Origin of the sequence: Lysinibacillus sp. Bpr_S20, from assembly GCF_023337835.1 — a bacterium.
GTDB lineage: Bacteria > Bacillota > Bacilli > Bacillales_A > Planococcaceae > Lysinibacillus.
Window position 1 is genome coordinate 488,578 of record NZ_JALNLQ010000002.1, and the last position, 13,364, is coordinate 501,941.

The window sequence follows — 13,364 nt, forward strand, 5'->3', positions numbered from 1 at the left end:
AAAATGAATGGGGACATCAACCAATTAAAATTAAATAAAGCAAACTACCTTTTTGAAAGAACACCCAATCATTTGAGTTCTGTAGAGATTGGATCATCAATTTTGAATTGGATGGAACAAACGGAACTAGGATTTGATGAATTCAAGGAAAGACTTATGCATAAAAAAATAGACTTCAATAATTTTGTTAAAATCATTAACGACCAAGATCCCCAACATTCTCAACAAATTTGGTGTGAGCTCTTTAAAAATATTTTTTCTTCTATCGATAATGAAGATTTTGAGAATATGGATGCATCATTAGGCTTTGGGATACCGATTATTCCATTTACTCGATACTTCAGAAAAAAATTAGAGGAGACGATAAGTGTAAGAGTTAAAGAGTATAGCAATTGGAACAGTGTACTCGATGGGTTAGAAGCAAATTTATATCAAGAATTAAAAACAGTTTCTTGTAAATTGTTTATATCTGATTTTTCTAACAAAAAAGAAATGATTGGAAATAATTCGGAAGAGAATCTGTTAAATACCTATATACGTGATTTTTTAAAATCAAAGATATATCTAACAAAAGTTTTCGAAAACTTCCCAGTTTTAACTCGATCATTAACAGAAATTACTGATCGATATTCTAAAAACTGTATTCTTTTATTAGAAAGATTTGCTTGTGATTATTTAGACATCAACAACACTATGGGAATTGGTAAAGAATACCCAAAACTAAAGGGGATATCACTTGGTGAAGGGGATACACATAAGGGTGGACAAACAGTAGCGATTTTCACCTTTGATAACGAGAATAAAGTAGTTTATAAACCAAGATCTTTAGATATAGATATTCAATATAACTCCTTTTTAGAGTGGGTTAATAACCATTCAACAATTAAACATCATCTACGTAAAATAATCACTATTGATCGAGAAACTTATGGATGGCAAGAATTTATTGAACATGCGGAATGCGAAAGTCTTCAAGATATAGAAAAATATTATTATAGAGTAGGTATTTTAATAGGGGTTTTTCATTTATTTGGTACTACTGATATGCATTATGAAAATCTTATTTCATCTGGGGAACATCCAAATATTATTGATTTAGAGACTTTATTTGCAAATCATATTAATGGCTCAGAAAGTTTTAAGTTTCCTATGGATCAACTTTTAGATTCAGTGCTTAAATCAGGATTATTACCAACAGGTCAACTATTTAGAAGTAATATAGATTTTGATTTAAGTGCCATTACAGGAATCCCAAATCAAAAATCAGATAACATGAAAGGATGGGTTCTTGTAGATGATAATTCAGACCAAGTGAAATTTGAAAATGTTAGTTTTATAACAACAGAAAGTAAGCATCTTGTTTTCAATCAAGGAGTGCTTATTGACCCTCGTGAATACATAGAATTTATTAATAGAGGATTAAAAGATATCTATATGGTATTTCTTGAGAACAAGGAAGAGCTAACTAATGTTCTAACAAAGTTATTCTCTAAGTGCGAGTGTCGAACAATACTACGTCCTACTTATATTTATGCCCGTTTTTTAGTTGCATCATATCACCCAAAGTATTTAAAAGATGGGTTAGATCGGGAAAAGTTGTTGGAAATGCTTTGGAATATGGTGAAAACGGAACCAAAGTTCGAAGGGATTGTAGATTTTGAAATAAATGAAATTTTGAATCACGATATCCCATTTTTTACATTTCGGATGAATTCAACTAGTATTTTTTCTAGTAACGGTGATGAAATCATCAATATTTTTAGAGAGACAAGCTTAAATAGGTTAATAATGAAATTACAAAATTTAAATCATGAGGATTTAAAACGACAATTACAATATACTGAATTAATGCTTGAAAGTAATCATATAGCTACAATGGAATCTTCTGAAGTAGAAGCACTTGAATATAAAATAAATATTCCTTCTTATCAAACAAATAATATTCATTTGGAAAAAGCTATCGAAATTGGTGATTATCTCATTAATCATGCTATTGGTAATAAATCAGACGGTCCTGTCACATGGATTGGAATGGATACAAATCCAGAAACTAATCGATTAAATCTTAAAATATTAGATCCAACTCTATATAACGGTGTTTTAGGAATTTCCCTTTTTTTAGCTCAACTTGGAAAGATAACAGGGAAAGAGATTTATACAGACTACGCTCGACGCGCTACTGTATATGTAATAGATATCATTGAAGAATTTGGAAATTCCCTACCGCCTTCAATGTATAGCGGATTAGGATCTGTTCCATATACATTACACTATCTTGGAGAGATATGGGACGATAAGTTTTTATTCGATAAAGGGTCTGAATATTTAAACGAAATCAACCAGCTGGATTTTACTTCTGAAGATGTTATTGATTTTCTAGGTGGGATAGCCGGATTTATTACTTATTATATAGAACTTTATAAATTAAATAATAATGAAGAGTTACTATACAAGATTAATGAATTGTGCACGATACTAATACAAAAATTACAAGAACAAGAAATTAAAATAAAAGATAATACTTTCCTTACAGGTTTTGCACATGGAACTTCAGGTATCATCTATTCATTATCACAAGCTAATAAATACATTCCTAACGCATTAGTGTCAAATTGGGTTAACAAGTTAATCCAATATGAAGATACTCATTATAATTCATTACAATTAAATTGGGCAGATTTAAGAGATAATGCGACAGATATTTGGAATTCTTATTATTGGTGTCATGGAGCACCAGGAGTATTACTTAATCGTTCAATTATGTCAAAGAACTTCGAAAAAAATGAAGTAATTCCAGTGAATATCAGTGATATTGTTGAATCTTTCTATACTCAGGAGAATTTTGACAATAGGATTTGTCTGTGTCACGGGGCTTTTGGAAATGTAGATATTATCTATTCGGTCTCGGAGAATTTAGGTAATAAATATATGCAAGAGCACTGTTTGAATCATTCAAATAGTTTGTTACAGGATGTAGAAGTCCTGGGTAAAATTGAGGGGATGAAAAAGAGCGGATTAATTGGCCTATTTACTGGTATTACAGGGGTAGGATACTCCTTATTAAGACTAATTGATAGAACAGTACCTAACATTCTTACATTAGAATTACCCAAGAGGGTGGAATAAATGAAAAAGGTTCCTTATATAGAGCAAATGAGCCAAACTGAATGTGGTATAGCTTGTTTGGCAATGATAGCTGCTTATTATAAATGTAATATTCCATTATATGAATTAAGGGAAAAGTTAGGTAACGGTCGGGATGGAAATACTTTATATGATTTGTATCAAGTTGCTAAAGAATACAAATTTGAAACTAAATGTTTAAAAGCTTCCGTTAATAATATTTCTCAAGTTGATTTACCGGTAATTATATTTTGGGAACATAAACATTATGTTGTATTAGAAAAAATAAAAAATAACCATTTCTATATAATAGATCCTTCTTTTGGTAGAAAAAAAGTGGATCAAATAGAGTTCGAAGAGAAATTTTCAGAGTACATTCTTCTATTATGTCCCGGAGAGTCTTTCCAAAAAAGAAAAGAAGAAAGTTTATGGAAGCCTTATTTAAAACTGCTTACTTTAAGACCGAGCATAATGTTTGGGTTACTGGGTATAAGTTTAATCTTGCAATTATTTGTACTCATTACACCTATATTAACCCAGAAGTTGGTTGATAACCTAGCTGGTAAAAATGGGGATATTTCGATAATCCTTGTAGGGATTATTCTCTCTTTTATTTCTTATTTTATATTTAATTTACTGAAGAGTGAAGTTTCTCTTAGGCTATTTAAATTCTTAGACTTTACTATGTCATGGGATTTCTTTAAACATTTACTCGACTTGCCTTATAGCTTTTATCAAGTAAGACAATCCGGAGATTTATTATATAGATTCTCTAATTTAAGAGCCATTCGATCTATTTTATCTAACCAAATTATGAAGAATATTTTAGATTTGTTCCTTCTTATCTTTATAGTTGGTTATATGTTTTATAAATCTTTCATATTATCTTTGTGGATCATTGGGCTTTCAATAATTATATATTTAGTTGTATTAGGATTAAGGCCGTTAATACATGAATTAAATAGAAGTGAACTGTTAAAGGACACAAATCTCTATTCTTTTCAAACAGAATCAATTCTAGGAATCTTAAATATAAAAACTTCAGGATCTGAAAAGCAAATACAAGATAGATGGAAAAAGTTTTATTTGGAGTTTGCGAATGCATTTGTGAAAAAGGAAAGAGTATTTAATTTTATGACCTCGTTTACAGGGTCTTTGACATATTTTGCACCTTTACTAATTCTTTGGATTGGTTCCCATAGTGTATTGAATGGAACATTAAGTATGGGAGAATTAATTGCATTCCAAACAATATCAACTTTTTTTATATCCACTTCTAATTCTTTCATAATGTCGATAGACTCATTTTTTCAACTAAAGGTATACTTGCGAAGAATTAGAGATGTAATGGATACTCCTACGGAATCATCTGACGATGGGAAAGAAAAAATTGATTTATTAGGAAATATATATTTGGAAAATGTAGACTTTTCGTACACTGAACAAGGTGATTCAATAATTCAGAATATATCTCTTCAAATTGAAGCTGGTCAAAAGGTAGCTATTGTAGGTCCTTCAGGGTCTGGAAAAAGTACATTAGCAAAAATAATTGTTGGACTTCATAAACCGATAAAGGGTGAAATCTTTTTTGAAAATATGCCCTTATCAAAACTTAATAAATCTTATTTACGTAGACAGATGGGAATCGTTACTCAAGATCCATTCCTGTTTAATCAATCAATTGCTGACAATATTAAACTTAATAGAGATGAGATTAATAACTATCATGTTGCCAATGCGGCTTCTATAGCACAAATTCATGATGAAATTATGAAAATGCCAATGAATTATGAGACTATCATTTCAGAAATGGGTCAGAATATTTCTGGAGGACAAAGACAAAGAATAGCACTTGCTCGATCATTAGTAAACCAGCCCAGAGTCTTAGTTTTAGATGAAGCAACAAACGCCTTAGATAGTCTAAACGAGAAAAGAATTGATGAATATCTTTCAGAAATTAAATGTACACGAATAATTATTGCACATCGATTATCATCAATTGTTGATGCAGACCAGATTGTTGTTATGGAAGATGGGAAAATAATAGGTATTGGAAAACATGAGGAATTGATAATCGAAAATGAATTTTATAAAAAATTATACGATACGAATAGTCAGTTAGACTTGAAAGGAGGTGAGAAATATGAAGAAATCGATGGTGACAGAGTGGAAGAACCCTTATATTCGAAGCAACAATATTGAAGGGTTCCCAATTGAAAATCCTGTACAAGAATTATCTGAAATGGACATGCTAAATGTCAATGGAGGAGTTCAAGAACGTTGGGCTGAAACGATTTTAACAAGCTTAGCATGTGCAGCTGCTAGTTATATCCTTGGTAATCCTGGCCACGTATGTACTCTGACAGTGGAGTGTCAGAAAAAATGTAACTAATTTATATTTTCAACCTAAAGAGAAAGGTTTTTCCTTTCTCTTTTTATTAGACTATGATGAACGGAGCGATAATATGCCAAACCTTTGTTTATATAGATCATATACAATTGAGGAAAGGAAAAAGTCGGAAACAAAATCTGAAAAAGAAAATTTGAATTTGGCAATTAATTTTTGGAACAACATAACTAATACTGAAAAGCCTCAAGACATAGAACATATGTTAAAAGACATGTACAAAATTGACTTAGATGATTTAAGTTGTATATTTGATACTGATAAATATAACAGTGATTTTTTGAATCATGAAAGTTGGACCCAATTTTTAAGTAATTTTATTTTAAAACCTAATAAAGTGAACGATAATTTATTTACCTCATTAAATAATTACCCGTTTTTTATGTTTTTTAAACCATTTTTAATAGGTTTTGTTAGTGAGTTTAATTCATTTAGTGAAAGAAACTCAATTAAATTAACCGATACAGCTTTACAAGAAATTCTTCTTCATTTATATCAGCTATTATTTAATATTGCTCATAAAACCTTAATACTCGAAATAAATACACTTCGACTAAAGGGAGAATTGGTAGGTGCAACATCACAGGAAAGATATAATTATTATCATACATATATTCTAAATGATAAAGAATACTTGTTTTCATTAATAAATGAATATCCCGTATTATTTAGGCTATTAATAACTAAAGTTTTAAATACAAAGAATTTTCTTAAAGAACTATTAATGAGAGTACAAAAAGATAAATATGAAATAAAAAGTTTATTTGATGTTGATATTCCGATTAAAGAGATACATCATATAAATTTAGGATCTGGTGATTCTCATAATAATGGAAAAACAGTTTGTGTTATAACATTTAGTGAGGGCAGACGTCTTGTATATAAGCCACGTTCATTAGAATTAGATGAAAAGTTCCAAAACTTTTTAAAATGGTATAACGATAAAAATGATACAAGTACAAAATTAGTACCATTTAGACTTATAAATAAAAAAGATTATGGTTGGGTCGAATTTATTGAAAACAGTAAGTGCATTAATAATGATGAAGTTTGTGCATTTTACCATCGTCTAGGACAATTGCTTGCAATTGTACATATATTTAATGCTACAGATTTTCATTATGAGAATATAATTGCATCCGGTGAATACCCATTTTTAATTGATTTAGAATCTCTATTTCATCATACAATAATGCCGGATCACCATGATTCTCAAAGTCCAGTTATTAATAAAGCTCTTAGAATTGTGCGGGATTCTGTTGTTTCTACAGGTGTACTTCCTTCAACAGCTAATATTAACTTGAATAAAAAAACTATCTTTGATTTAAGTGGGATAAGTGATGCAGATAATCAAATAACTCCATTTAAAGAAGGATTTGTGAAAAAAATTAATTCAGATGAAATTAGAATAGAAAAAGAAACCTTTAAAATTAAAGGAGGGTCGAATTTACCTAGGTTGGAAGGAAAAGATATATTTATTCTTGACTATCTTCCTAACTTTTCTGAGGGATTTGAGTGTGCATACACATTTTTTTACAATAATAAAAAAGGACTTATAGAAATTTTAGATGGCTTTTCAAACGTAGAGGTTCGAAAAATATTTCGTGATACGATGAAATACAATAAACTTTTAAATATGAGTTACCACCCAGACTTTTTAAGGAATCAGATTGATCGAGAGATTTTATTATCTCGATTGTGGGTTGAAAGCAAGAATGAGGAGAGTATAAAAAAGATTGTTCCTTATGAAATTAGAGATTTAGTGGAAGGAGATATTCCTTACTTTTCTTCTAGCCCTGGAAGTTATAATATTGTAACTTCTGATGGAACTAAACACATTCCTCTTTATTACAAAAGTGGTATGGATTTATGTAAAGAAAAAATCGGCAAATTGAACAAAGAAGATTGTCTCTATCAATTGGAAATAATACACTCTACAATATCTGCTGTTTATTCTAAAACTGATCTTAACTTAGTGGCTCTTAATAATAACGATGATCAAGATCCTAATGATTTAATATTCAAAGTAAAAGTTATTGGAGATTTAATAATTGAAAAAGCAATAAAAACTGGCGAAGGTATGGAATTAGAGTATTGTTGGACTTCTATGGTTCTTGACGGTAATGATGAAACTAATTGGAAATACTCTATTACAGGACCGGGTTTGTATGATGGTAATACTGGAATAGCACTGTTTTTCTGTTATTTATGGAAAATTACTGGGGATGAAAAATATAAAAAGGCAGCAGTTGCAACTATTACACCAGTAAGAAAACTAATGACAGAGTTAAACAATAGGGATGATATTAGTATAGGGGCGTTTATAGGAATAGGCGGTATCTTGTATACATTACACCATCTTGGAGAAGTATTGGATAATCCTGTATTTATTGAAGAAGCCCTTGCATACAGTAAGAAGCTCCCAAAATCTATCAAGAATGATCAATTATATGATGTAATAGGTGGTAGCGCTGGTTTACTGCATGTCATTATTAATTTATATGAGCATACGCATCAAGAATTTTTATTAGAGATTGCAAAAATGCTAGCTGATCATTTAGTTGAATCCGCAGAGCCTATCAAGAATGGTGTTGCATGGCTTCAGCCCTTTAAAAAGAGCGATGAAGCCTATATTGGATTTTCACATGGTAATGCTGGAATTATATCAGCATTAGCGCGATTTAATAAGTATGGTAATAATAATGAAATAGTTGAGTGTATAAAAAAGGGTCTAACCTATGAAAATTTTTATTATAATCCAGATAAGAAAAATTGGTTTAGTAAACATTTAGATTCTTATCCAATCGCTTGGTGCCATGGGGCTCCGGGAATTTTATTATCTCGAGCTATGTTATTAAGGGAGAATATTCATGAAGTCTGTGGGGACATAAAAAATTCTCTAGATTTCCTTTCCGAAGAAATTGGTGGAGATAATTATTCTCTTTGTCATGGTCAATTAGGTAATTTAGATATTTTATTATATGTTAGGAAATTGTTACCTGAATATTTTGTAGAATATGATTCTATCATAAATGATGTATATCAAAAAATTTGTTTGGAAAAGAATTTTAAAGCTGATTTGAATACAGTTGGAATAATGAATGGAATAAGTAGTATAGGGTACGGTTTATTACGATTAATTAATTCAGATTCTATTCCTTCTGTTTTAGCGCTTGAACCTCCTAGGTAGTAAAGCAATTTCATACCTATATAATCTTTTCGTTTTAGGCTTCCCTCGAAAATTTTCATACTAATGGTCTGAATTCGGCATTGTACCAGAATCAGACCTTAATCTTTTCATTCTATTGGCCTTAATTTAATATGTTAAAGGATTGTGCGTTGTCATGATTGTATTGTTCCTTTTACGAAGGAATAAAATTTTTTTAATACGCAACATTTTAATTCCGCTGGTTCGCTCCTATTTTAATAAGGGGCGCTTTTTTTTTACAAAAAGTAAAAAATAGTTGTCATTATGGAAAAAATATTTTATACTTGCTTTATAGAAATGTAAAGGAGTGGATTTTTTGGAAACTGTTTTACAAATACGAAATCTTACTAAGAAAGTTAATAAAAAAGTTCTTTTGGAGGATATTAATTTAGATTTATTTAAAGGAGAAATCCTAGGTTTAATTGGTCCTAATGGGGCAGGAAAGTCAACAACTCTTAAAACAATATTAGGTTTAGCCTCGGCTTCTGATGGAAGTATTATTCCTAAAAATTCTTTATCAAATAATAGGAGAGCTTGGTTAGGCGAAGTTGGTTGTATTGTGGAAAATCCCTCGTTTTATGAATATATGAGTGGCTATGATAATTTGTGGATGCTATCAAAACTTTATGGAAAAAGGACGAAAAAAGAAATTTTGGAAATAGCTGAACTTGTAAAATTAACTTCAGCGATTCATAAAAAGGTCAGCACTTATTCGCTAGGGATGAAACAAAGATTAGGGGTTGCTCAATCTCTTATACACAATCCTCAAATTTTAATTTTAGATGAACCGACAAATGGTTTAGATCCTCAAGGAGTTATTGATCTTAGAAATTTATTGATCTCTTTGGCAAAAGAAAAAAATTTATCTATATTAATTTCTAGTCATCAATTATCGGAATTAGATTTATTATGTGATCGCTTTGTATTTATTAACAACGGCAGAATAGTGCAAGTTCAATCAAAACATCAATGTGAAAATAAAAAAATTAGTTATACAATTTTGGTTCAACCTCTACAAAAAGCGTTGGATTTAATTAATGAAAAATTTCCTCATACGAATCCTACAATAAAGGATCAAAAGTTAATTGTTCAATTATTAGAGATCGACATTTCTGAAATAACAAAGTTTTTAATTTCCAATGATTTGAATTTATCTGAGGTTTATGTGAATGACGAATCGCTAGAAGAAACATATTTAAAATTAATAAAGGAAGGGTGAATGAATTAGATGACTCTTATAAAATTAGAACTTTATAAAATTATAAAAAAGAAATTTATAATGATATTTTTAGGTTTCCTTACTTTAATTGTTATAGGAGCCGCTGTTTACAACGTTTTCCAAATTCAGGAGTCAAACCAAGTGAATGATTGGAAAAGTGAATTAGAAAGTCGAAATATTCGTTTAGCAGAGGCTAATGAAAATCTTGCTGAAACATCACTTGCCTATGTAAGTAATAAAGAAAAAATTATATTAAATGAATATCGTATAGAAAATAATATAAAACCTGATCAAGAGCAAAATGTATGGACTTTTATAAAAAGCATTCAACCTTTATTATCGTTTTTAGGAATATTGACAGTTATGATTGCGTCCAGTATAGTTTCAGAAGAATTTGATAAAGGTACTGTTAAAATATGGCTGACAAGACCTATTTCCAAGAATGCGTTCCTTTTTTCAAAATACATGGCAGTTGTCATGTCTAACTTTTTAGCTGTGTTTTTTCTTTTGTTAATAGCCTTTTTAGTGGGAATAGTGTTCTTTGGTTTTGATGGACCTAAAGAACTTTTAATCATAAACAATAATAATGTTGACCAAGTGGAATATTGGTACTACATGTTACGTTATTATCTGTTTACAGCAATTGATTTAAGCATTTTTTGTACACTTGCTTATACATTGTCTGCTTTAATAAGAAATACCTATATTTCACTTGGATTAACTCTATTCGCTTATTTTACTGGTAATATTGCTACAAGAATTATTGGAATGAAATTTAGCTGGGCAAAGTTTATTCTATTCGCAAATACCGATTTTAATGTTTATGTTGATGGAACAGAAGTAATTGCTGGTATGACTCCTTTATTTTCAGCCATAATCGTATTGTTATATATATTCTTATTTTTGAGTATAACTTTCCTTGTTTTTAACAGAAGAGACTTATCTTTCTAGATAAGGGTTTATTGTTAACTTTAAATAGTTTTAGCATTAAGCCAAGTTTGAATTTCAGAGTAGGAAACTAAAAATTCCGTGATTTATGTGTTTAGTTGAATGAATCACCTGACTTCATACTATTAGATAAAGATAGCTTAGCATTAGAGGATCTAAAGCGCCTGTTGACGAAAAAAAGTAATTTTTTTTTGACAAAAAGTTAAAAAAATGTTACCGTTTTTGTATTGAAATGGGGGGTGTTTGTTTTGCAAACAGAACTTACTAATACACTTCATATTCTTAGAGCTAAAAAAAAATGGTCACAAAAAGAGGTAGCTGAGAGATTGGGTGTAAGCAGACAAACAATAAATTCAATTGAGGCTAATAAGTATAGCCCTTCCTTAGTTTTAGCCTTTAAAATTGCCAAATTGTTTGATGTGGATATTAATGAAGTCTTCCAATATGATGTTTTGAGAGAGGAGAATGAATAAATGTATATGGTTGTCCTGACTCCTTTAGCTCTTCTTTTTTGGGGAGCAAGTATATTGTATTTCCGATTTGTCCTGCCTAAAGAAAAAGATGAGCGAATGGATATAATCTTTAAAGCAGCTTATAAAAATGCTTATTCTTTACTTTTAATTGGGATTGCTTTTCTTTTTTTAATAACTAAATTTTCTGCAATGAATGTAGATTTTGAAAATTTCAAAAATTATATTTTGATAATATTATTGATATCATCTGTAGCATTTGTGAGCACGGTTGTTTATCTAAATAAAAAAATGTAATTTAAAGAAAATCCAACTAGGGTATTATACCTATAAACGGTTAGAATCTGCTATTGAGAAATTCGTAAGCCTCCTAGATGCTAATACTGTAATTCAAGCATTAGTTTAAAATTGCTTCATTCTTAAAAAATAATTGCATAAACCTTGGTAAAAACTGCCCCATAAAAAGAGACACTAAATAAACATTTATGGGGTGTTTTTTTGACGACATAAATATAGAAGAAAGATTTTGGGATGATAATTTCTGATTTTTCATGGCAAAACATAAGTATTATGTTCCAACAACCTTTTTTCTTAAGAAGATAATCTAAAACAATGTTCTAATGCTACTACCGTTTACTTTCATCGCAGGAAAGCGAGTAGCGGAAATAAGTGTCTTCTGATTTATCTAGGTGAAAAAAATTGTTAATCAACACAACTGATGTTTTAAATAACTGTGGATTATAAATAAAAATCATTCCGAGCTTAAATTATGCTGCGGAATGATTTTTATACTTTTTGACTTTTAGGTTAAAATTCTTTATCCATTTGTGGTGAAGTACGATAAAAACGGAAATTTCCTGTTTCAATGCGTGCAACGGTATGTTCTTCAATTCGATCATGGCATGTACCACACATATACGTATGAATTGGTCGATTGCGTAATTTTTTTGCTAACGGTAAATTATCATCTAAATTGTTAATTGTATCGCAAATAACGCATTTTACGCGCATTGCATTCCCTCCTACTCAGCACGAATTGCTAATACATTTTTGATAGGGTTGTCTACATTTGAACCGTCTCTGAATAGCACATGAACAGGACCATCTTCTAGTAATGGCTTGCCATCTTGGCTATATTTTAAAATGAAAGTATAAGCCTCTTCGATTGTAAATGAATATTCTTTGTCATCTTCACATTCGATAACGATTGTTGTGGCTTCAGGTTTAATCTCAGCATTTTTCAAGAAGTGACTTAATTCAATTCCGAAAGTACCTGTTTCCATCCCTTTGCGGTCAAATTTTCGTTCTGATTTCAATGTTGGTGGGAAAGTAGCTCCTTCCATAATCTCACGTGACCAGTGAGCACCTACTTCACGCATATATTTAATATCCGAATCTTCCTCAACTTCTTTTGTGTCGAAGTATGTTTTTAAATCTAATTTACGATCATCGAAAATCCATACAGTGGGATCTAATGTTAATTGGAATGTAACTGCGCCCTTGATAGGAATTATTGTTTCCATAATAGAAATCCTCCTCAAATCTTGTATATCCATGAAATAGTATAACGCTAATGACCCGAGTTAATAAAGAAATATAATTTGATTTCTCTATTTTCCAATGTAGACACTTGCATTTTTAACGACTAAAAGATAAACTTTATTAAGATAGAATCGAAGAAATATCAGATAATGGGGGCGTCCTCATGGATACTAAATCACAAACTTCTTTTCAAGAGAAGGCTTTGGAGCTTTTAGTTGCTGATGCAGACAAAATTGCTCGCCTCATTCGAGTACAAATGGATCATTTAACAATGCCACAATGCCCTTTATATGAAGAAGTATTAGATACACAAATGTTCGGCCTTTCACGTGAAATTGACTTTGCTGTGAAGCTTGGACTCATTGATCGCGAAAAAGGCAAAGAAATTCTCGATTCACTCGAGAAAGAACTTTCTGTACTACATGACGCGTATACAGACAAATAAAA

At 30.4% G+C, this 13,364-nt stretch carries 11 protein-coding genes; 9 read left to right on the top strand and 2 right to left on the bottom strand.

The window, feature by feature from the left end; genetic code table 11:
* Window positions 1-3: 3 nt before the first annotated feature.
* The 8 genes from MWJ95_RS06800 (at window position 4) to MWJ95_RS06835 (ending at window position 11,672) form a co-directional block, all read left to right on the top strand.
* Window positions 4-3,126 carry a type 2 lanthipeptide synthetase LanM family protein gene (locus MWJ95_RS06800; RefSeq protein WP_249104932.1) on the top strand — a complete coding sequence of 1,041 codons (3,123 nt, stop codon included), beginning with the start codon at window positions 4-6 and terminating at the stop codon, window positions 3,124-3,126.
* Window positions 3,127-5,325, top strand: a complete 2,199-nt coding sequence (locus MWJ95_RS06805; RefSeq protein WP_249073273.1) for a peptidase domain-containing ABC transporter — start codon at window positions 3,127-3,129, stop codon at window positions 5,323-5,325.
* Window positions 5,267-5,515, top strand: a complete 249-nt coding sequence (locus MWJ95_RS06810; RefSeq protein ID WP_249073272.1) for a plantaricin C family lantibiotic — start codon at window positions 5,267-5,269, stop codon at window positions 5,513-5,515. Before MWJ95_RS06805 ends, MWJ95_RS06810 begins: the two co-directional genes overlap by 59 nt.
* Window positions 5,516-5,588: 73 nt before the next feature.
* Window positions 5,589-8,720 carry a type 2 lanthipeptide synthetase LanM family protein gene (locus tag MWJ95_RS06815; protein ID WP_249073271.1) on the top strand — a complete coding sequence of 1,044 codons (3,132 nt, stop codon included), beginning with the start codon at window positions 5,589-5,591 and terminating at the stop codon, window positions 8,718-8,720.
* Between the two features lie 334 nt (window positions 8,721-9,054).
* The gene (locus MWJ95_RS06820) at window positions 9,055-9,957 is read left to right on the top strand and encodes an ABC transporter ATP-binding protein (protein ID WP_249073270.1); all 903 of its coding nucleotides are present in this window, start codon (window positions 9,055-9,057) and stop codon (window positions 9,955-9,957) included.
* 9 nt (window positions 9,958-9,966) lie between these two features.
* Complete coding sequence (locus MWJ95_RS06825; protein WP_249073269.1) at window positions 9,967-10,908, top strand: ABC transporter permease; 942 nt, start codon at window positions 9,967-9,969, stop codon at window positions 10,906-10,908.
* Between the two features lie 245 nt (window positions 10,909-11,153).
* Window positions 11,154-11,378, top strand: coding sequence for a helix-turn-helix transcriptional regulator (locus MWJ95_RS06830; protein WP_249073268.1), 225 nt, complete (start codon window positions 11,154-11,156; stop codon window positions 11,376-11,378).
* Window positions 11,379-11,672, top strand: coding sequence for a hypothetical protein (locus MWJ95_RS06835; RefSeq protein ID WP_249073267.1), 294 nt, complete (start codon window positions 11,379-11,381; stop codon window positions 11,670-11,672). It abuts the gene before it with no gap.
* Window positions 11,673-12,182: 510 nt separating this feature from the next.
* Here the strand turns inward: MWJ95_RS06835 and MWJ95_RS06840 are convergent.
* Together MWJ95_RS06840 and MWJ95_RS06845 are read right to left on the bottom strand one after the other, a co-directional pair.
* A complete protein-coding gene (locus MWJ95_RS06840) occupies window positions 12,183-12,386 on the bottom strand; it encodes a YlaI family protein (RefSeq protein ID WP_249073266.1) in 204 nt (67 codons plus the stop codon).
* An 11-nt stretch (window positions 12,387-12,397) separates the two neighbouring features.
* Entirely contained in the window at window positions 12,398-12,898 is a 501-nt protein-coding gene (locus tag MWJ95_RS06845; protein WP_249073265.1) for a molybdopterin-binding protein, read from the bottom strand.
* A gap of 182 nt (window positions 12,899-13,080) precedes the next feature.
* Between MWJ95_RS06845 and MWJ95_RS06850 the strand changes: the two genes are divergently transcribed.
* Window positions 13,081-13,362 (top strand): Fpa/YlaN family protein, encoded by a 282-nt coding sequence (locus MWJ95_RS06850; protein ID WP_053483432.1) that lies wholly within the window; start codon window positions 13,081-13,083, stop codon window positions 13,360-13,362.
* The last annotated feature ends 2 nt before the right edge of the window (window positions 13,363-13,364 follow it).

Bases quoted from the DNA above. Each gene is read 5' to 3' on its own strand.
- MWJ95_RS06825 (WP_249073269.1), top strand. From the start codon at position 9,967: ATGACTCTTATAAAATTAGAACTTTATAAAATTATAAAAAAGAAATTT.
- MWJ95_RS06840 (WP_249073266.1), bottom strand. From the start codon at position 12,386: ATGCGCGTAAAATGCGTTATTTGCGATACAATTAACAATTTAGATGAT.
- MWJ95_RS06810 (WP_249073272.1), top strand. From the start codon at position 5,267: ATGAAGAAATCGATGGTGACAGAGTGGAAGAACCCTTATATTCGAAGC.
- MWJ95_RS06835 (WP_249073267.1), top strand. From the start codon at position 11,379: ATGTATATGGTTGTCCTGACTCCTTTAGCTCTTCTTTTTTGGGGAGCA.
- MWJ95_RS06815 (WP_249073271.1), top strand. From the start codon at position 5,589: ATGCCAAACCTTTGTTTATATAGATCATATACAATTGAGGAAAGGAAA.
- MWJ95_RS06850 (WP_053483432.1), top strand. From the start codon at position 13,081: ATGGATACTAAATCACAAACTTCTTTTCAAGAGAAGGCTTTGGAGCTT.
- MWJ95_RS06800 (WP_249104932.1), top strand. From the start codon at position 4: ATGAATGGGGACATCAACCAATTAAAATTAAATAAAGCAAACTACCTT.
- MWJ95_RS06845 (WP_249073265.1), bottom strand. From the start codon at position 12,898: ATGGAAACAATAATTCCTATCAAGGGCGCAGTTACATTCCAATTAACA.
- MWJ95_RS06805 (WP_249073273.1), top strand. From the start codon at position 3,127: ATGAAAAAGGTTCCTTATATAGAGCAAATGAGCCAAACTGAATGTGGT.